We start from the raw sequence: 19,044 nt of genomic DNA, 5'->3' as shown, positions 1-19,044 counted from the left end.
AATATATGAATAAAATCAATTTGCATATTAACCACTAATTAAACTAATTATCATATAATTATATCAGAGTTTAGAGGGTTATAGAGAAACCGGTCAGATTAGGTTTTTAATCTAATCTGACCGATAACTTTAATAGTGAGGTAAGCTTTAATATAGCACTCCTAATTCATAACGCTACACTCGTGCATAATTTATTTTTAATTTGTGCACGAGCGTTAGTAAATTATTTACTTTTTGAAATAAAATTTGGCATCACTTTAATATTGAGACTTAGTAAACCTCAGTAGGTCTGCCAGTTGGGCCCATAAGAATTATTTGCTCGCCTTCTCTTAAGTGTCTGCATAAATTAGTGGAGCCGCCGATTTCCAGCACAATAGTGGAAATAATTCCTTTTTTTTTGTCTACTTCAGTGCCGGTTACGGCTATACCTTCCATAGCAAGGTTTGTATTATTGGCTTTTCTGCCATTGGTTTCAAAATTTTGCAATCTAAAGAATTGCCCAGGCTTAAAATTCTTTGCCGCAAGTGGTGCTTTGATCACTATTTCCACAACTTTGTCTGTTAAATATTGAACTTTTATAACCTTTGCAGTGAATTGCTCTTTGATTCTATTAAATAATTCTTTATTAGCCAGGTCTTCAACACTTGACCACGCATTTTTTTTCTGGCCCACAACATCACACACTGGAATGACAGAAACGAAGCTATTAACTCCACTCAAAAGCTGAGAAATAATAGGGTAGCCGTTCTTAGCACTTGCCATAGCTTTCACGACGCTGCCACTATACGAAGGGTGAAGATCACCAAAAAAGCTGATTGTTTTATTGCCTTGCTTATACACTAATATTCTATCTTTATTTTGCATTTTAGGAGAAAATATTGGGTCTATTTCTTTTCCCAATGAATTCAATTGAGTAAAATACCCATTACTTAATTTAAAATGCTTTTCATCTTCTGTTGCAATAACCGTATTTGGCTCAGTACCTGCTGCTATAAAAATAGAACGTGCTTTTATACGTTTGATTTCGCCGGATTTTGTGTCTATCAGTTTTATTGACTCAGCATGGTTATATTTATCCGTCACAACTTCAACTGGCTCTAAGTTTTCAATAAAGTAAATTCCTTCTGACAGTGCATTTTGCACCTCTTCGCTATTTAATCGATAACTCGGTGAATCTTTTAGCTCTTTTCTATATATAACTTTCACTCCCCCGAGGCTCTGCATTAACTCTAATATTTTTATTTCTCTATTCTCTTTTTTTGCTAGCTTTTGCTTTTCTCGGATCAATTGTGCGTGCGATATAAACTCATTCGCAATTTCGCGCTCTTCTTCTGTCCAATCTTTTTCAACACAGTCCTTTCCATACTTATCAACTAATATCTCATAACGAAGAAGAAATTTTTCTACTTGAATTGGATAATACGCTAAAGCTTCAGTGGCAGTGTCAATCGCAGTAAGCCCAGCCCCTATTACAACTATCGGCATACGAACTTGCAGATTTGCTATAGAATCAAATTTAAGAGCGCCAGTCAGTTGTAACGACATAAGAAAGTCAGATGCCATACGCACTCCACGAGCTAGTATATTCTTTATTTTGATCATTCGTGGCTTGCCAGAGCCAAGTGCTAGGGCGATGTGATCAAAACCCGAGTTGAACGCGTCATCAACATTAATCGTGCCACCAAAACGAATGCCTCCATAAAGTGCGAAATGCTCACGTCTTTCCAGCAGTAATCTAATAATCTTTAAGTAATTCTTATCCCACCGAGAAGTAATACCATATTCTGCCACCCCACCAAACCCTCCTGCCGTGCGTTCACTCAATTTTTCGTGTTTGAAATCTTTAATTAACTGGAAATTATCGATCAAAGGTTCAATCTTTAGTCCATCAATGGTGATAACGTTATGCCCATCGTTCAACAAATGATGAGCTAAATTAAAACCAGCAGGACCAAGGCCTACAACTAGAACGTTTTTTCCGGTGTTTTCTCTTGGCAATGAACGCTGAAAATTTAAAGGATTCCAACGGCTGAGCAGAGAATATATTTCAAATCCGTACGGTAAACTGAGCACATCATCCAGAATCCTTGTTTCAATTGCTGGCACATTTACGGGTTCTTGTTTTTGATATATGCACGAATTCATGCAGTCATTGCATATTCTGTGCCCAGTGGCTGCACATAGCGGATTATCTATCATCACAATTGCAAGACTTGCTATGCTGTACCCTTCGCTTTTCACCAGATTCATTTCTGATATTTTCTGCTCTAATGGGCAGCCGTGTAGTTCAACTTTTAGTGGAGATTGTTTAAAAGTATTGTCGTTATTAATTAGCCCCTTTGAGCAGCTGTCCTTACTTTGCTTATGACAAAATATGCAGTAGTGAGCATTATCTAGTGCTTTATTCAAACTCACCTTTTTGCTTGTTAGATCAAAACCGTATCGTCTTTTTACTTCATTTGAATACAGCACTTCAACTTTGTCCACTTCTTTTTTAGAAAATGGTATGAGGTTTTCGTGGTCGATTTTTTTATGAATACTGAATAATATACTCTGTTTATTTTTTACTCTCCACACTGCATATTGTGCTGCAAGTTCTATTTCTTCTTTGTGATTTTCTTTATCTTCAAACCAATGCATCACCTGCTCAGCAAAATTTTTTTCTGTTGTTGGCAAAGTGAGAAAATGACTTAGTTTGTTAGTAATATCTATATTCGCCACATTAGTGTATTTCTTCAATGCATAGCGTTGGACAAATAATCTTTTGCACTTATATATTACAGCAAAGTCGTTGTGCTTTTTCTTTAGCTCCTCTATTTCTTTTTCAATGTTGAAAAGTTTTGCAATAAATTCATCAAGTAAGTACGAAAGGTCTATAATGAGCTGGCTATCTGTCATCCAAGTAGCTGACCGTCCTTCTTGTTTTCTAGATCCCAGTGTCAAGCACTGGGATGACGGGGGGTGACACTGGGATGACATCGAAGAAGAAGCTGCTTTTTCTCTTGCTTCAATTAATGAACAAAACAAGCTCTCATCACATGATTTAATATAATTCAAAAATGTCTCATCTAATTTTATTAATCCATTGCGAGTATATAGATTCGAAAATGAGATTTTGAAATTCAGCTTCATCGCTATACTATAAAGTGTACATGCTGTTTCTTACAGATGAAGATTTTATTTATTTTGCAATACTGCTGAGATTGTTGCTTCTGCAACTTTTTCTTCGCTAACAGATGCAATACACCTAAATTTGTGTACACCTAAACACACACTTTGAATGGTAGCTTGAAGAATCAATGTGTCCCCTGGAGTAACTAGCTTTCTGAATTTTGCATTTTCAATGGATCTCAAGTAAACAACTTTATTTTCTATTGTTTCTTTACCTAGAACACATATAGCAGATGCCTGAGCTAGAGATTCAATTATCAAGACTCCTGGCATTATCGGATGACCAGGGAAGTGGCCAATAAAAAATGGCTCATTGAAAGTCACATTTTTGATTGCTTTTATACTTTTACCAGGATCACACTCTATAACTCTATCTACTAAGAGAAACGGGTAAGAATGTGGTAATATTTTTATAATATCACTGATATTAAATTGCATAAGCCTACTCAATGCCTTTCAAAGCAAATTCAGGTATTTTCTTGTTTATATTGTTTAATACCACATCTGATAAATCAACTTCATCCATGGAGTATAAAACTTGGTTCTTTTTTGAAATAAATAGTACCAAATCTATGTTGTTTTTTTCTGCCGTTTTTTTAGCGACTTCTTTTATCTTGTTAAAAACACTCTCTACTGCGTCTCTATAGCTTTCTTCTAAATGTAACATTTTTTTAGCGTAATTATCTCTAGTATTTACAGTGTGCTTATTAAACTGTTCTGTCTTTTCTTTTTTTGCTTCTTCTGACAAAAGTTCAAATTCTTCTTTTGATGGCTTAAGTTTTTCTAACTCACTTTCAAATTCTTGTTGTAATCTAGAATTCTGCTCCTTTATTTGTTGTTGTATGTTTTGCAGAGCAAGAGATTCATTGATAACTTTATCACTATCAATAATGGCAGCCTTTGTGTTCTGAGGTTGATATCCTACAAACTTATACCCCACAAATAAGGAAATAATTAAGGCAATAACTGATATAAATAACTGTATATATTTCATTCAAATCCCCGCTTCAATAGAAAATTTAACATTTGGTGATGGTATTATATCATAAGATTCCTTTACTAAAGGAAACCCGAAATCCAATCTAAGTCTACCAAAAGGAGAAAGCATTGAAAAGCCAAAACCTGGTGACACTCTCACAAGCTTGCTATCATAGTATTTCCCTTCATACTTCTTATTTTTATCATCTAAGCCAAAAAGTGTCGCATAGTCAACAAATAGTGAGCCTTTGATACCAGCATAGTCATATAGTTTTGGTAGAGGAAAATCCACTTGCTGTGTTAGATTAAAATAAGTTTTGCCTCCCAATGAGCTTTTATTTTTGTCTTCTGCTCTTGGTCCAATACCGGAAAGGTCAAACCCTCTAATCTCATTACCCCCTTTAAAAAAGTGCTGGCCAATGTTTAGATTTTCATCAGTATAAGAAAAAATATGACCTGCCGCCATCTTAAAGCGTAGCGTTATATCATCGTCAATTTTGCTTAATATAGGGTGCGTATAAAAAGATAAGAATTCAGATTTTAGGAAATTCACGTTTCCTCCCAATCCTGAAATATCCTGACTTAAGCGCAGTAAATACCCTTCTTTTGGAGCATATAGATTATCCAGTTTATTATATGCCAACGTGTATCCTACTGATGAAATCTGATGTTTACCTTTTCGGTCCAGTATTATTTCAGAGATATCGGTGTCTTGTCCACCCTTATTATCCATGTGTATATGATTATACTTATAAGAATAGCGAAGGGAATTAGTTAAGTTCTCTGTGACTTTATATGATAACTTTGTAAAAAATCCCATATCGCAACTATCAAAAGTAGTGTTTGGTTTATCTTGTTTTTCATAAAATACACCCATGCCTAGTGACGTATCAGAATCGTTAAAATTATTTTCAACAAACTCTAAATCAGTAGAAAATACGTATTGACTTTTTTCAAGAGCAAAAGAGAGCTCTTTTCCAGTACCAAATAAATTACGGTCTTTGAGGTCAATTTTAATCAATGCTCCACCAGGAAGAGACACACCGCCTCCCAAATACAACGAAGTAGTGTTTTTTTCTTTAACATTTAAGTCAAGATTTACTGTATTGTCATTAACTGCGTAACTATTTACTTTCACTGTTTCAAAAAAATCACTACTCATTAGTTTTTTACGTGACTTTTGAATCTCAGATATATTGTATGCATCACCTTCTGCTACACTTAGCTTACTTCTGATCACTTTATCTAAAGTGCGATCGTTACCATCAATTGTAATTTGATTTATATAAATCTTTTTACCCGGCAGCACTCTGTAGGTTACATCTACAACGTTGTCACGTTGTGCATACTCTGGATTAACTTTTGCAAATATGTATCCTTTTTCATTTAAATATTTGTTTATTTTTTCTACTGTATTATTAATTTTAACTCTATTAAATATCTTATCGTTTTCCTCTGTTATAAAATCCAATATTTCTTCTTTTAGGCTCAAATCCTGAATTTCAGTTTCAATATTAACCTCATTATTTCCAAACAAATACTGCTGTCCTTCGTCAATCAAAAAAGTTAACTCTGTTTGATTGTTATTATCAACCTCAACAATTGGTTGAATATTATTTTGAATATATCCCTTAGACGAATAAAAACGATCGAGCAATTCTGTGTTAATCAATAGATATTGCGGTGAATAATGATTTTCGCCTTTAAAAATGGCTCTAAATAACTTACTAAATATGTCATTACTATGTCTTTTAATAACTTGCTCTAGCTCATTTTCAGAAAAGTTTTTATTGCCTATAAATCTTATATCCTTAATTTTAGAGGTTTTGCCTTCTTTTATTTTGAAAATTAGATTGACCCTATTACTATCGAGCTTCTCCAACTCATATTCAATTCTAACGCCAACCTTACCGTTATTTCTATAAGTAGTGATTAAATTCATTAAATCGTTTTGCAATTTTGTTTCAGTGAAAATAGTTAGCGATTTTGACTGAATCACATTATTTAGTAACTCTTTGCTATTAAATAACTTATTACCCTTTAATATTATCTTGTTAATTAGTGGATTTTCTTGAATTTTTATTACTAAATTTTTTTTATCATCTATGTAAGCATTAACACTAGCAAATAACTTTGTTTTATATAGATCTTTTATAATTGAGTCTATATCATCGTCGTTTATATAATCACCAGATTTTAGTTTTATATAGAACCCTATTGTCTGGTTGCTTACCCTCTCATTACCAATACATTTGACATCTTTCACCTGCACTTTTTCCGCAGTTCCTAAAGCAACAAGCAGGGCAGGAAAAGAAATAAAAACCACTACCAGTATATAAAATAGCTTTTTCATATTTTATTTCAAAAAAGATCCCTAATATCATTTGACATTCCAGTTGCCATAAGCAAAAACAACACTAAAGCACCAAAAATAGCTGCATATTTTTGACATTTCAAGCTTAAATCCCTACGTATAACCGCTTCTATGATATAATGAAATAAATGCCCACCATCTAGCAGTGGTATTGGCAGCAAGTTAATTGCAGCTAAATTAGCTGAAATGATTGCCATAAAATATAGAACCATAATAAATCCCTTTTTAGCTGATTGTCCTGAATATTTTGCGATTTTTATTGGCCCACCTATTTCATTGATACTCCTTTTACCAACAATAATGTGAAAGAGAGCTTTGATCGTTAAGCACATAGTGTGGTAAGTTTCACTTACTGATAAGCTCACAGCCCCAAGAAAAGACGACTGCTTTAATGTATTGACTGAAATAATCCCTATAGTTTCTCTTTCTATTGTGTTGCCAAAAACGTCTTTGTCCTTGATTATTAATGGAGTTAAACTGGTCCTGTGCTTCTCATTATTTCTGCTATACTCAATCTCCATTCTTGTTTTAGGATTCGACATTATCACACGTGAAATATCTTCAAAATATTTTATTTTATGCTCATTGATTTGTGTAATAGTGTCACCTGGCAACAAACCAGCTTGCTTAGCTGCACTACCTTCGATTACATTTTCAATCACCGGTGGAGTGCGATAATAACCTGCTATGCTAAAAAATATTGTAAAAGCTATAACAGCAAATACCATGTTTGCAAAAGGCCCTGCAAAAACTACTGCCGCTTTTTTATGACGCGGTTTTGTATGAAATGAATACAATTTTTCTTCTTCCGTTAATTCCTGTTGATCAGCTGGGACACTCGCTGCATTAGTATCTCCTAGCATTTTAACATAACCACCCAATGGAACAACGCTTAATTTCCATCTAGTTCCAGACTTATCGTTAAAACCAAAAATTTCAGGACCAAAACCTATAGAAAAAGATTCAACTTTAACTTTGCATGCTTTGGCAACAACATAATGCCCATATTCATGCACGAATACTATGACAGAAATTATTAAAGAAAATGATAAAAAATAATATATTCCATCGCTAAATTGATGGATAAGATTAGAAATTAATTCCACCTGTATATTTAGATCTTAACAAAATGTTAAGTATATTAAAATGCGCCTCGCTTGACAAGTATTTAGTTTAACTTTTAAATTAAAAAAAGTTTAATTGTAATGACAGATACCTCAATACTCAGAAGAAAATTAATATATAGAAGCTGGCATAGGGGTTGCAAAGAAACCGATATACTTTTAGGGCATTTCGCATTGAAATATCTTGATAAATTTTCCTTAAGCGAACTAATCGAATACGAAAAAATAGTTGATCTTGATGATTACGAATTATATTGTTACATAACTCGTAAGACAAACCTCCCTCCTGGCTTGAATAGTCAGATAGTCAATTTAATTGCTTGCTTTATTGAAGCTAACCCTTTATGCACTCAAGATTAGTGATAATCTTATTTACCTTATCTAGTACCTCAGTATATTCTATTCTTTTCTCGTTTCTATACTTTTCGCGCTCTTGATTTACTTCATCTAATCGCTTTGTTAATTCTAAAATTTTATCCTCAAGAATTAGTGCTGCAAGTAAGAAATTTAATGCATCCGAACCCTTACCTCCAGTTTTTTGAGATACAGAACTAACTAACTTGTCAAAACTATTAGCAAGGCGTAATAAATGATTCCCCTTCCCACTTTCGCAAGATATTTTATATGTGTTATTACGTATAACTATTTCTACTACTTGCATATGGTGCTAAAAATTTCTATCGTACAGTATAAACTCAAACCCCTACTTTCATCTTATTTATGGTATAAATTTTTATTCATTTATCAAATCAGATAATTTTTTACTGCTACGAAAATATGTTTTAAAGTATTGATTCTTTGTAAACTTCTGTAACATTAAATGGCTTGTTTCTTTCAAGTTATAACTTCTAACTGAAAAAGAACCAAACCCCCTAATTTCAACTCTATTATGATGTTTCAATGTGCTTGAAAGTATCCCAAAAAATCTATCAACTATAGCTGCTATAACAATCTTATCTAAAAAAGGATGTCTTTTTGCTACCCTCGCTATTATATCAGACTTTGTTGCCATTTATATGAAGCCAAAATAAGTAAACCTTATCACTTAGCAGATAATGCTATGTTATATTCTTCAACACCCAATACTTCAACTTCTATTTTTTCTGATATAGAGAATTTTTTATTCTCTGGTAAATGCTCTTGATCTATTAGAAGGGTTACATCGTTCTCAACTTCAACGACTAGTCCATTATCTTCTCTCTTACCTACAATGACCTGTATTTTATCACCTACCTTAACTTTCTTTATCAGTTCTTCAAGAGGATCATACTCTATTTGTTTTATTCCAAGATAAATTCTTGCCCGATTCACGTTAGCCCTTATTACTTTTGCTTCTATTTTATCACCTACATTATACTTCTTTATCTCATCTGAACCATTTTTAGACCAACTAAAATCTTTCACATATATTGTCCCTTCTACATTCTCATCTATTTCAGAATCACCGAAAGCAACAGATACATATGAGCCGGTATTATTCTTCACTTCACCAGAAACAATAGAACCAGGAGGATATTTATTGATAAATACTTGCCAAGGGTTGTCTACACACCTTTTCATGCTTAAACTCATCCTACTCTTAGCAATGTCCATACTGAGAATTTTTACATATACTTCTTGTCCCCTTGTTACGAGACTACTAACTGGTAAATTACTCTTAACCCAAGTTATTTCTGACGAGTGCACTAAACCTTCAATTCCAGGTCTAAGCTCAACAAATAATCCATAATCTTCTATGCTTGTTACATAACCCTTATGCACACTATCAACTGGATATTTTGACTCTGCATCTTGCCAAGGGCTATCTTCTAGCTGCTTCACACCCAAGGAAATTTTAGCATTTTCCTTGTCTATTTTTATAATTTTAACTTTTATAGTCTGACCACAAGTAAAAACTGCAGACGGATGACTTACCCTACTCCAAGAGATATCTGTAATATGTAACAATCCATCTATAACTCCCACTACATCTGATTCATGAATACCGACAAATACACCGTAATGAGTGATACTTTTTATTTTCCCTTCTATTATATCGCCTTCATTTAAAGATTCTAAAAATTTAATTTTTTCACCAGCGTGCAATTTTTCTAACACCAGCTTTCTTGATACTACAATATTGCCCTGCTTCTTATCCATTTTAAGCACGATGAACTTTTGTTCAGTTTCAATAAGGTGCTTCGCATCTTTTACTTGCTTCAAATCCACATGACTCAGCGGTAAAAAAGCGCTTATTCCGTCACCAAGATCAACAATAAAGCCACATTTAATTGAGCGTTTAATAACTCCGCTTACTTCAGCCCTTGTAACTGTATCTTCTTCCAACTTATTCCATTTTTCGTCCCTAATTGCTTTTTCACGACTAAGAACAACATTACCATGATAATCTTCAATTCTTTCCACATAAACTCTGATTTTCGAGCCAATAATGACCTCATCATTACAACCGAGTTCCTTGATCAGAATTCTCCCGTCAGATTTTAAACCAATATCAACCACAACGTCGTTAGGGTTTATTCTTGTAATTACACCTTCTACCACATCTCCTTCTTTAATTTTGTTAACAAAAGAATCTTCAAACAAGGTATTATCTTGATCCTCAAATTGGCCTTGACATATCTCTTCTATAAATTTGTTTGATGATAGCTTTCTGATAGTAACCGGTAGATTTACGACTGGATTATTATTATTCATACCTTTAACTTAAACTTTATTAGAACTCATGTATTATATAATATTAACAATTATTGACAAGTAATTTTTCATTAACTCATTTCGAGAATTGTTTAAGCTATATAAAATATAGTGAGAAAATTATATATGTATCAAGAATATGCTATTTAAGAATAGCAAGTGGATTAGATCGTTCTCCAGAAGGTCCAGGCTAAAACCTGATGTTGATGAAATATTGGAAAAATATTCTATTCAAAACAGCAAGGAATCTATAGAGAAAATTGTAAATTCACAAAAAAGAATATGGGTAGAAATAGGCTTTGGCAACGGTGAAAATATGCTTTACCGGGTGCTCAATGAACCTGATCTATTATTTATAGGATGTGAGCCCTACTTAAAGGGGGTTTCTCGCTTGCTGACAAACATAGAAATACAGAACATAAAAAATATTTTAATGTGGACAGAAGATGCAAGAGAATTGATTGCAAATTTTCCTGATAACAGTGTTGAAAGATTCTTTATTCTCTTTCCAGATCCATGGCCAAAAAGAAGTCACAATAAAAGACGATTAATTAATACGGAATTTTTAAATTTATTAGCAAAAAAAATACTTATAACAGGGGAAATATTCATTGCAACCGATCGTCAGGACTATGTAGAGTGGATAGAATCACATATAAAGCAGTGTAACTCTTTAATCTATAGGGAAGACGATTTCACAAGTTATACTCTTACAAAATACCACAGAAGAGCGCTCAAAGATCAGCGTAAAGTGAGGTTCTTTAAAGTAAGTGTTATTAATAATTTGCAGACTATGGATCAATAGAGTTTTTGCATATCTCTTTTACGTTAACTATAGATTAAAAATAATAAAAAAAGAGGGAGAAATAGAGTAAATTCCTTTAACTACTTCTCCTTATGAAGGAATAGACTTCTTGCATAACCCAAACTAAGTAGAAAAAAGGTATCATCCAAGTAGCCCCTTTCTCGTCATGCCGCTGCGAATCGTCATACCGCCGCGGCGCTAACACGTAGCGGGATGATGAGGCTTATCGTCATGCCACCGCGAACCTTCATACCGTCACGGTATCTCTTAGCCGCTAGCAAGTAGCGGGATGAAGGTTGTCAGGTTAGCTGTTATCCCAGTTTTTGACACTGGGATGACAACGAAGGGCTACTTGGATGACAGGGAAGGATGCTGGAATGAAGGTTTTTCAAATTGTCGATAAACCTAAATCTATAATAACTATTTGCCTTTTTTCTAGGTTATGCAAGAAGTCTACTGAATAACAGTAAGATTTTTCAATCCTGTTCCACAGCAAATTTTAGTGCCATGTGAGTAGTTATGGTGCTGTTAACAATCAAAATAACAAAAACTAAGATGGTGATTAGTAGTGTATAAATATTCAAGGATAAATTTTCAAATTGAGTTAGCATTTTAAAATACACAAAGGTTGGCATTATCATTGGCAAAACAAGAATTTGCGATACTCCTGATGCTAAGTTGTTTCGACCAATCATCAATGCATTTCCAGTAGCTGAAATATTAATGATTATCAGCGTATTAAATAATAAAGACACTCCAACTGCTATTGAGTATTCAATACTATTGCCTAGAATTGCAAAGCTGAATATGGAAGAAATTACTGAAATCGGTAACCCAAATAATAACCAGTGAGCGAAAATTTTATAAGCAACTATAAGCCTAGAAGAGAGTGGCTGTACAAAGATTTGCTCTAATATTCCATCATGATAATCAGATGTAAACAAATTATTTGTAGAAATCTGCAAAACAAATGTAGCACATATCCATGTTAATGTTAACATAACTTCTTGTTTATTGTTGTTTTTAAGTGTAAATGAAGATAAACTTAACATTATGATAAAAATACATACCATATAGGTAAAGCTCTTATCATCTATTACTAATTTTTTTACTGAGTCGATCATACTAGGCTTTTAAATGTTTATTATAAATTATAGTGTTTACTTTGAGGTAGTATAATTTTTTGTTCATAAATTATATAGGTTTTATTATTTTTTTGATAATGCAATTATGGAAAAGTTACCAAAAATAAAGTCACCAGAAGATTACACTCCTTCAGAAGATGAAGAATATATGAGCGTAAAACAACTGGAATACTTCAGCTTAAAGTTACAATCAATACTCGCTGAGTTAGAGAAACAAGAACTAGAAGATAATAGTATTGATACATACTATTCTGATGAAGATAGTGGAAACGAGGAATTAATCAAGCGTAGAAAAGATAGAAAAGAAAAAATTAAGGAGGCGTTAGAAAAAATAAAATTAGGCACTTATGGTTACTGCGATGGAACAGGAGAAGAAATAGGAGTCGAAAGACTTAAAGCTAATCCGCTTGCTATATATTGTATTGAAGAGCAAGAGAGAGTAGAAAAAGAAAAGAACGTGTACAACATTAACGATTAATTTACACATAAGTGGTGAGCCCATTGGACTTCAAGAGGAGCAAGAGGCGCTGAAGTATGTTATGCTATAAAGAAAGTGGAAAATTGGACATTCTCAACTTGACTCCTGCAGATTAAAAATTAAGTTGTATCCGTTCAGGCAATGGCGTCAACTTAAGGAAAAATGTCAGAGATTGTGTATAAAATTTCTCTCTAAATTTTTTATCATTAAATTATCCAAAGAGTGCAAGGGACAGCACTTTTGTTTCTGTTTTATTTCAACAAAGAAGTCTAAAATGTGTCCTTTTTAGGTGAAATATGCAAAAAGGAAAAAACCTTATTCTACAAATTAAAAATATAATATACTCGAAAACTTTTCAGAAAATCCATTGTGTTGAGTTTTACACGAACAAGAAAACTTCCTTTTTCGACAGTATTTTCTATGATTTTAAAGTTAGTTAAAAAAAGTTTGGGAATAGAATGTGAACTTATGGAGCCATTGACATGTACCCTCAAAGCAAGCTTTTTCTAAAGCAAGGTATAAGATTTGCCATACAGGCTTTCAAGAATTTAAGCATCCAAACAGCCTATCAGGATGAACCTGAGTTGGAGAGGCTATAGACTTATTGCAGCAGATGGTTCTGGTATGAGATTACCCAGCTCTGAGGAAATTGTATCCGAGTTTGGCCGCTTTAAACCAAATGGAACAACAGGCACCATTGGCAATTTGTTTGTTGATTTGTGTACTTCATTGATTTGCAGTGCTCGTCTTGCAGCTTGGAATATAGGTGAACAAACCTTGGCGGCAGAGCAATTACCCGAAGTTATCACTCAAATGCGTTTATTAAATCAAGAGAAATTATTATTTATCTATGATCGTCTTCAGTAAAATTCATTCAGCAGCATTATGATTTGGAAGTAGATTTTATTTTTCGCTTGCAAAAAAGAAATTATAGTAAGCTATGGGAACGCTGGCGAATTAGATTTTGATTTTATATTAGAAAATGAAAAGCTAAAAAATAAAATAAAAGGACAGAAAGTAAGAGTTATAGTGCTGACATTAGCCAACTGAGAAACAGAGTTTTTGACCGAGACTTTGGAGCAAAGCTTATGTGTTAAGGTGGCACATAGAGGAGTGCTATAAACGACTCAAAGTAGGAGCAGAGTTAGAGAATTTTTCTGGAGAGGCTGTATTACAAGAATTTTGGGCAAACTTGTTCATGTGCAATATATTATCGCTTCATATATGTGATGCACAAGGGCCTTGGAAACCAGATCAAATTACTGAGTATCGTTTAAATTTTTCAGTTTTATTTAGTGTAATGAGACAGAAACTCTATCAGGTACTTATTGCGCCAAAAAACTTTCAAGCCCTTTTTAAGTATACGTGCTAAAGTTAAAATCCGACCGGGACAGCCGCAATAAAGTAGATAAGCCTAAACGCCATCATGTCTTTAGGAGAGTTTGCTAATGAAAATTCTTAAGTTGACGTCATTGACTGTTCCGATTCGTTATATGACATAAGAGCATCACATATTTCATGCAATGTATTTGAGATGTTTTTTTCCATATGTTGATTAATATGCCCATATATTGTCGTCTCTTCCGAACACTCTGTATCTTTATGTATATGATTTTGTTGCTTTAATTCTTCTCTATCTACACTCTCTATTTGCTCTGACACTAGCATAACTACCTCATATTCTACATAACGAAATAAAAAAATCCTAACTGTAGTATGCTTATATAATCTACGAAGTCAATAGTTAAATTGAAAAGTTTCGGTTATAATTTACTTCATATAGAACATGCCCTTGAATTATGCTAAAAATTGCCATAGTAGGCCTACCAAATGCTGGAAAATCGACCCTATTCAACAGATTAGTAGGAAGAAAAGCAGCAGTAGTGAGTAACATTCCAGGAGTGACAAGGGATAGGCGAGAGGGAATGGGGAGAATTAGCGATTTGGAGTTTAAAGTTATAGATACAGGAGGATGGAACGACCAAACTAGTTTTTCACTGCAAGTTATTGAGCAAATAGAGTTTTCTTTATCCAGTTCAAACATAATTTTCTTTCTTGTTGACGCAAAAGTGCAAAATGAGCGAAATAAAGAGTTTGCAAAGTGGCTGAAGAGAAAAATAAATAAACCTGTGATACTGATAGCAAATAAATGCGAGAGTCATAAATCCGAAAATGTTGATTATTTGCAGTTTTTTGATTTTCTTGGCCCGGTGTATATCTCTGCCGAGCATAATCTTGGCATGGTTGATCTTTATGATGCATTAGCTGGTGTTATTGAAAATTTTAACGAGAACACTGAGTTACCTAACAATGAACTGAGTAGGCTGAGGATCGCGATCATCGGCCGTCCGAATGTTGGAAAATCAACTTTTTTAAATGGTTTACTTGCAGAAAACAGACTAATAACAAGTTCAGAGCCAGGTACCACACGTGATTCTGTGGATATTACATATGATCATGATGGAGAGTTAATTACTCTAATTGACACTGCCGGAATCCGCAGAAAGGCGAATGTTGTAGATGGCTTAGAATCAAGATTTGTTGAGAAAAGCATGGAATCAATCAAGCGCTCTCATGTGGTAGTTTTAATGCTAGACTCCCTAGTTGGTATTGAGCAGCAGGATTTATCAATTGGTGAAGCTGCAATTAAGGGAGGGAAAGGGATTATTGTTGTTTTAAATAAGTGGGATTTAATAGGTAAGGATGACAGAAGCAGGTTAATAAAATTTGTCAAACAACAGGAAGTAACCAGGTTATTCTTGGAAGTGCCAACTATAACAATTTCTGCGTTAAAAGGCATGCGCTGCGGTGATGTGATAGATAAGTGTCTTGAAGTGAGTGAATCCTTGAACAAGAAGATCAGCACTGCAAAACTGAATAAGTGGCTCATAGATGCTGTAGGAAAACATTCTCACCCTCTTGTAAAAGGCAAAGCAGTTAAAATGAAGTATATCGCTCAAATTGGTACTAAACCTCCAGCTTTTTCTTTGATATGTAACATACCTGAAAGTGTTGATGAAAGTTACAAACGCTATTTAATTAACGATCTCAGAAAAAATTTCTTTGCAGACGGTGTGCCAGTTAGATTGCTTTTGAAAAAAAATAAAAATCCCTATGTAAAATGAATACTCTGCTTTATACTTTCAGGGATAATTTACTTAAAGTTATGTGTAATAATTCCAGAATTCCTGCAATCTTTCTGCTGTCGAGTGCCGCTGCTCTAATTTTTGCATATGTGCTAGAATATTTTTTCAACATGCTGCCATGCAAGTTATGTACATACGAGCGAATAGTTTACTATATCGCCGGATTACTTGCAGTAGCGTGCATGCTTAAAGACAACAAAATTCTAATCTATGCAATGTTTTGCAGCTACCTCATAGGTGCAGTAATATCTTTTTATCATATAGGTCTTGAACTCCACTTATTTCATGATGTTTTAGGTTGTACAGAGCAAGCAAGTGGTAACGTTAGTATAGAAGAGCTCAGAAATAATCTACTAAATCCTAATTACTCTCCATCTTGTGACAGACCTCATTACGTTCTAGGTGTTTCCTTAGCAACATGGAATCTAATTTATCTCATAGTAGCTCTGTTCGTATCAGGTAAGGTGTATTGTGGAGAAAGAAAGAAATCTAAATAATTTAAGGTACAGCAACAATCAGTTCTTGCAACAGGCAATTAGAGTAGATCACGCTGGAGAATATGGAGCTATTTGCATTTATTCTGGTCAAAAATTTATTCTTAAGAAATCTTCTATAATCAATGAAATAATTGAAATGGAAGAGCAGGAAAAAAAGCATTTTCACTATTTTAATGAGAAAATCAAAGAGCAAAAAGTTCGTCCTACTGTTTTGTTGCCTGTTTGGCGTGTTTTAGGAGTGTCGCTTGGCGTTGCAACTGCCATTATGGGCAAAAAAGCTGCTATGGCTTGCACTGCTGCAGTTGAAGAAGTTATCGGGGAGCACTACAAAGAGCAAGTTTCACATTTAGAAGATGGGGAATTAAGAGAAACTATAAGTAAATTTCGCGACGAGGAGTTAGAGCACAAAGATATTGCAATTCAGCGCAATGCTGAAAGCGCATTTGGCTACAACATTTTATCATCATTCATAAAAACAGGCTGCAAAACTGCTATTTACTTGTCTAAGTTAATTTAACTAAGCAGCTTTCTTAAAGTGTTTTAAATGTTCTGATAACGACAGAAACCAGGAAGGAATTCAAGTGTAACAATTATTTTATAACTATATTTACATATCACCATTATTAATAAATAATTAGTATTTGTAAATTAAATACATCTAAAGTATAGACTGCAAAGGAGGCAAAAGTGCGTTTTAATTTAGAAGAGGGAAATGCTCTTATGTAATACCTGCCACAGGTTCACAACTGTACGAACATTCATTTTTGAAGGTAAATTGCACAGCAAATGGTGTCATTCCTGTCTGGAATCCAGAAATTTTGCTTATAACTGAGCTGATAAGCTAAAGGTAATTGTCTTACACTAAAACAAACGTTTTTAATTAAGTTGCATAGAACCAGTGTCTGGGCACTGGGATGACACCCCACTGGTGGTCCAAACTACAACGTTCGTACAGTTGTGGGTCAGGCTATAGGATGACAGAAGTTGACTTTATTAGCTATAGGTGGTATGACACTTAGTCAATTTAAGTAAGCAGATGATCTTAGCTACAAAAGTATTTTTTACCTCATTTGTTTTTGGGTTTATTCTTTTTCCCTATTTTATAAAGCTTCTAAAAAAAATAAGCAAAGATGGGCAACCAATTAGATCATGTGGACCAGAAAGTCATTTAATAACAAAAAAGAATGTACCACCTATGGGCGGAATAATAATACTGATTTCTTCTTTATTACCAATTTTACTCTGGGCTCAGTTAACACCAGAAATTTTGCTGCTGATATTGATAACTCTATTTTTTGCTCTACTTGGATTTATTGATGATTATTTAAAATTGAAGACAAATCACTATCGAGGTTTAAGTGCAAAAACCAAAATACTTATTCAGTTTATTGTTGCTCTGGTTGGTGTGTTTATACTTAAGCTATACTCTGCTGAAGGTTTTACAAAAACGTCCCTATTTAAAGGAGTAATAATAGATTTTGGCTATCTATATGTTCCGTTTGCTGCGTTTGTAATTGTCGGCTCTTCTAATGCTGTGAATCTCACAGATGGTTTGGATGGCCTTGCTGCAACTCAAGTTATCACTTCCTTTGCTTTTTTGGGGCTAATTGCATATATAACTCAGGCAGATATGAATATTACTTTATTCTGCATTGCATTTATAGGAGCTATTCTAAGTTTCTTGTGGTTTAACACACATCCAGCAAAAATATTTATGGGTGATGTTGGTAGCTTGTCGGTAGGTGCGGCTTTAGGGTTAACTAGTGTCCTAATTAAAAGAGAAATGCTTTTTGCCATTATTGGAATAATCTTTGTAATAGAGACTCTATCTGTTATTATTCAGATATCATATTTTAAATATACAAAGTTTAAATATGGAGAAGGAAAAAGAGTTTTTCTTATGGCACCAATACATCATCACTTTGAGAAGAAGGGATGGTCAGAAAATGCAATCGTTATGAAATTTTGGATAATTTCTATTATCTGTTCAGTTTTTACTATAACTTTCTTATTATAAAAACCTATGAAATACCCAGACTTTACATTAGAAAATAAATTATCAGGAGTGATAGCAGGAGTGGATGAAGTTGGAAGAGGTCCGCTAGCTGGTCCAGTAATATCCGCAGCCGTAGTGTTTATTGATAGAAATACAATTATTGATGGAATCAACGACTCGAAAAAGTTGACTCCTCAATGTAGGCAAGTCCTATATGAAAAAATAATATCCGTTGCAAAATTTGGTATAGGAATGGCAAGCGTAGAAGAGATAAATTCATACAATATCTTGCAAGCAACAAAACTTTCAATGAAACGTGCGTTGATAGACTTGGACCTAGAGTTAGATTATGTGCTAGTTGATGGTAATCAACCACCTGAAGTGAAATGGCAAGTGAAATCCATAGTAAATGGTGATAATTTGAGTACATCAATTGCAACAGCTTCAATCGTTGCAAAAGTTACGAGAGATCGGCTTATGCAAGAATTGCACAATAAGCATCCTGAATATAATTGGTATAAAAATAAAGGATATGGGACAAAAGAGCACCTTAACGCTATTGGCCTTTATGGAATTACAGAACATCATAGAAAAAATTTTGCACCCATATCTCGGGCATTATAGCCTTTAGATAGT

18 protein-coding genes and 1 pseudogene are annotated in these 19,044 nt (G+C 33.9%); 9 read left to right on the top strand and 10 right to left on the bottom strand.

Annotated features, from left to right (window positions below; genetic code table 11):
• Nucleotides 1–270: 270 nt before the first annotated feature.
• The 5 genes from ONI09_RS02165 to rseP are packed head-to-tail and all read right to left on the bottom strand — an operon-like array spanning nucleotide 271 to nucleotide 7,629.
• A complete protein-coding gene (locus ONI09_RS02165) occupies nucleotides 271–3,132 on the bottom strand; it encodes an FAD-dependent oxidoreductase (RefSeq protein ID WP_265014275.1) in 2,862 nt (953 codons plus the stop codon).
• A gap of 45 nt (nucleotides 3,133–3,177) precedes the next feature.
• The gene (gene fabZ / locus ONI09_RS02160) at nucleotides 3,178–3,609 is read right to left on the bottom strand and encodes a 3-hydroxyacyl-ACP dehydratase FabZ (RefSeq protein ID WP_264707690.1); all 432 of its coding nucleotides are present in this window, start codon (nucleotides 3,607–3,609) and stop codon (nucleotides 3,178–3,180) included.
• Between the two features lie 4 nt (nucleotides 3,610–3,613).
• Entirely contained in the window at nucleotides 3,614–4,165 is a 552-nt protein-coding gene (locus ONI09_RS02155; RefSeq protein ID WP_077188197.1) for an OmpH family outer membrane protein, read from the bottom strand.
• Nucleotides 4,166–6,502: an outer membrane protein assembly factor BamA gene (gene bamA / locus ONI09_RS02150; RefSeq protein ID WP_265014274.1), complete on the bottom strand. Its 2,337-nt coding sequence runs from the start codon at nucleotides 6,500–6,502 to the stop codon at nucleotides 4,166–4,168.
• Nucleotides 6,503–6,510: 8 nt separating this feature from the next.
• Nucleotides 6,511–7,629: an RIP metalloprotease RseP gene (gene rseP, locus ONI09_RS02145; RefSeq protein WP_264707283.1), complete on the bottom strand. Its 1,119-nt coding sequence runs from the start codon at nucleotides 7,627–7,629 to the stop codon at nucleotides 6,511–6,513.
• 99 nt (nucleotides 7,630–7,728) lie between these two features.
• On the opposite strand from rseP, the gene ONI09_RS02140 reads away from it, so the two are divergent.
• Nucleotides 7,729–8,007: an FAD assembly factor SdhE gene (locus ONI09_RS02140; RefSeq protein WP_265014273.1), complete on the top strand. Its 279-nt coding sequence runs from the start codon at nucleotides 7,729–7,731 to the stop codon at nucleotides 8,005–8,007.
• Here ONI09_RS02140 and ONI09_RS02135 read toward each other — a convergent pair.
• The 3 genes from ONI09_RS02135 to ONI09_RS02125 form a co-directional block, all read right to left on the bottom strand.
• The gene (locus ONI09_RS02135; protein WP_265014272.1) at nucleotides 7,982–8,308 is read right to left on the bottom strand and encodes a cell division protein ZapA; all 327 of its coding nucleotides are present in this window, start codon (nucleotides 8,306–8,308) and stop codon (nucleotides 7,982–7,984) included. The two genes, ONI09_RS02140 and ONI09_RS02135, sit on opposite strands and share 26 nt — an antisense overlap.
• A 72-nt stretch (nucleotides 8,309–8,380) precedes the next feature.
• The gene (locus ONI09_RS02130; RefSeq protein WP_010963035.1) at nucleotides 8,381–8,659 is read right to left on the bottom strand and encodes an HU family DNA-binding protein; all 279 of its coding nucleotides are present in this window, start codon (nucleotides 8,657–8,659) and stop codon (nucleotides 8,381–8,383) included.
• 29 nt (nucleotides 8,660–8,688) lie between these two features.
• Complete coding sequence (locus ONI09_RS02125) at nucleotides 8,689–10,341, bottom strand: 30S ribosomal protein S1 (protein ID WP_265014271.1); 1,653 nt, start codon at nucleotides 10,339–10,341, stop codon at nucleotides 8,689–8,691.
• Between the two features lie 139 nt (nucleotides 10,342–10,480).
• On the opposite strand from ONI09_RS02125, the gene trmB reads away from it, so the two are divergent.
• Nucleotides 10,481–11,146 carry a tRNA (guanosine(46)-N7)-methyltransferase TrmB gene (trmB, locus tag ONI09_RS02120; protein WP_265014270.1) on the top strand — a complete coding sequence of 222 codons (666 nt, stop codon included), beginning with the start codon at nucleotides 10,481–10,483 and terminating at the stop codon, nucleotides 11,144–11,146.
• 476 nt (nucleotides 11,147–11,622) lie between these two features.
• Here trmB and ONI09_RS02115 read toward each other — a convergent pair whose 3' ends face one another.
• Nucleotides 11,623–12,270 (bottom strand): heme exporter protein CcmB, encoded by a 648-nt coding sequence (locus ONI09_RS02115; protein ID WP_265014269.1) that lies wholly within the window; start codon nucleotides 12,268–12,270, stop codon nucleotides 11,623–11,625.
• A 106-nt stretch (nucleotides 12,271–12,376) separates the two neighbouring features.
• On the opposite strand from ONI09_RS02115, the gene ONI09_RS02110 reads away from it, so the two are divergent.
• Together ONI09_RS02110 and ONI09_RS02105 are read left to right on the top strand one after the other, a co-directional pair.
• A complete protein-coding gene (locus tag ONI09_RS02110) occupies nucleotides 12,377–12,769 on the top strand; it encodes a TraR/DksA family transcriptional regulator (RefSeq protein WP_010963040.1) in 393 nt (130 codons plus the stop codon).
• A gap of 296 nt (nucleotides 12,770–13,065) precedes the next feature.
• Nucleotides 13,066–14,218 (top strand): annotated as a pseudogene (locus ONI09_RS02105) (transposase).
• Between the two features lie 9 nt (nucleotides 14,219–14,227).
• Here the strand turns inward: ONI09_RS02105 and ONI09_RS02100 are convergent.
• A complete protein-coding gene (locus tag ONI09_RS02100) occupies nucleotides 14,228–14,437 on the bottom strand; it encodes a hypothetical protein (RefSeq protein WP_265014268.1) in 210 nt (69 codons plus the stop codon).
• A 131-nt stretch (nucleotides 14,438–14,568) separates the two neighbouring features.
• Here ONI09_RS02100 and der point away from each other — a divergent pair, with 131 nt between their 5' ends.
• The 5 genes from der (at nucleotide 14,569) to ONI09_RS02075 (ending at nucleotide 19,032) form a co-directional block, all read left to right on the top strand.
• Complete coding sequence (der, locus tag ONI09_RS02095; RefSeq protein ID WP_012673406.1) at nucleotides 14,569–15,894, top strand: ribosome biogenesis GTPase Der; 1,326 nt, start codon at nucleotides 14,569–14,571, stop codon at nucleotides 15,892–15,894.
• Nucleotides 15,891–16,412 (top strand): disulfide bond formation protein B, encoded by a 522-nt coding sequence (locus ONI09_RS02090; protein ID WP_015589379.1) that lies wholly within the window; start codon nucleotides 15,891–15,893, stop codon nucleotides 16,410–16,412. Before der ends, ONI09_RS02090 begins: the two co-directional genes overlap by 4 nt.
• Nucleotides 16,387–16,929, top strand: a complete 543-nt coding sequence (locus ONI09_RS02085; RefSeq protein ID WP_265014267.1) for a demethoxyubiquinone hydroxylase family protein — start codon at nucleotides 16,387–16,389, stop codon at nucleotides 16,927–16,929. The genes ONI09_RS02090 and ONI09_RS02085 overlap by 26 nt, the downstream gene beginning before the upstream one ends.
• Nucleotides 16,930–17,448: 519 nt before the next feature.
• Nucleotides 17,449–18,429, top strand: coding sequence for a phospho-N-acetylmuramoyl-pentapeptide-transferase (gene mraY / locus ONI09_RS02080; RefSeq protein WP_065094848.1), 981 nt, complete (start codon nucleotides 17,449–17,451; stop codon nucleotides 18,427–18,429).
• Between the two features lie 6 nt (nucleotides 18,430–18,435).
• Complete coding sequence (locus tag ONI09_RS02075) at nucleotides 18,436–19,032, top strand: ribonuclease HII (protein ID WP_265014266.1); 597 nt, start codon at nucleotides 18,436–18,438, stop codon at nucleotides 19,030–19,032.
• The last annotated feature ends 12 nt before the right edge of the window (nucleotides 19,033–19,044 follow it).

It is taken from the genome of Wolbachia endosymbiont of Drosophila pseudotakahashii (assembly GCF_026015925.1).
Classification (GTDB): Bacteria; Pseudomonadota; Alphaproteobacteria; order Rickettsiales; family Anaplasmataceae; genus Wolbachia; species Wolbachia pipientis.
The sequence above is the reverse complement of the archived record's forward strand: the minus strand, read 5'-3'. Positions and strand labels throughout refer to the sequence as shown.

What these genes read in the sequence shown, in the direction of transcription:
- ONI09_RS02155 (WP_077188197.1), bottom strand. Translation starts at nt 4,165, where the DNA reads ATGAAATATATACAGTTATTTATATCAGTTATTGCCTTAATTATTTCC.
- ONI09_RS02165 (WP_265014275.1), bottom strand. Translation starts at nt 3,132, where the DNA reads ATGAAGCTGAATTTCAAAATCTCATTTTCGAATCTATATACTCGCAAT.
- ONI09_RS02135 (WP_265014272.1), bottom strand. Translation starts at nt 8,308, where the DNA reads ATGCAAGTAGTAGAAATAGTTATACGTAATAACACATATAAAATATCT.
- ONI09_RS02110 (WP_010963040.1), top strand. Translation starts at nt 12,377, where the DNA reads ATGGAAAAGTTACCAAAAATAAAGTCACCAGAAGATTACACTCCTTCA.
- mraY (WP_065094848.1), top strand. Translation starts at nt 17,449, where the DNA reads ATGATCTTAGCTACAAAAGTATTTTTTACCTCATTTGTTTTTGGGTTT.
- ONI09_RS02140 (WP_265014273.1), top strand. Translation starts at nt 7,729, where the DNA reads ATGACAGATACCTCAATACTCAGAAGAAAATTAATATATAGAAGCTGG.
- ONI09_RS02130 (WP_010963035.1), bottom strand. Translation starts at nt 8,659, where the DNA reads ATGGCAACAAAGTCTGATATAATAGCGAGGGTAGCAAAAAGACATCCT.
- ONI09_RS02075 (WP_265014266.1), top strand. Translation starts at nt 18,436, where the DNA reads ATGAAATACCCAGACTTTACATTAGAAAATAAATTATCAGGAGTGATA.
- fabZ (WP_264707690.1), bottom strand. Translation starts at nt 3,609, where the DNA reads ATGCAATTTAATATCAGTGATATTATAAAAATATTACCACATTCTTAC.
- der (WP_012673406.1), top strand. Translation starts at nt 14,569, where the DNA reads ATGCTAAAAATTGCCATAGTAGGCCTACCAAATGCTGGAAAATCGACC.
- bamA (WP_265014274.1), bottom strand. Translation starts at nt 6,502, where the DNA reads ATGAAAAAGCTATTTTATATACTGGTAGTGGTTTTTATTTCTTTTCCT.
- trmB (WP_265014270.1), top strand. Translation starts at nt 10,481, where the DNA reads ATGCTATTTAAGAATAGCAAGTGGATTAGATCGTTCTCCAGAAGGTCC.
- ONI09_RS02125 (WP_265014271.1), bottom strand. Translation starts at nt 10,341, where the DNA reads ATGAATAATAATAATCCAGTCGTAAATCTACCGGTTACTATCAGAAAG.
- ONI09_RS02090 (WP_015589379.1), top strand. Translation starts at nt 15,891, where the DNA reads ATGAATACTCTGCTTTATACTTTCAGGGATAATTTACTTAAAGTTATG.
- ONI09_RS02100 (WP_265014268.1), bottom strand. Translation starts at nt 14,437, where the DNA reads ATGCTAGTGTCAGAGCAAATAGAGAGTGTAGATAGAGAAGAATTAAAG.
- ONI09_RS02115 (WP_265014269.1), bottom strand. Translation starts at nt 12,270, where the DNA reads ATGATCGACTCAGTAAAAAAATTAGTAATAGATGATAAGAGCTTTACC.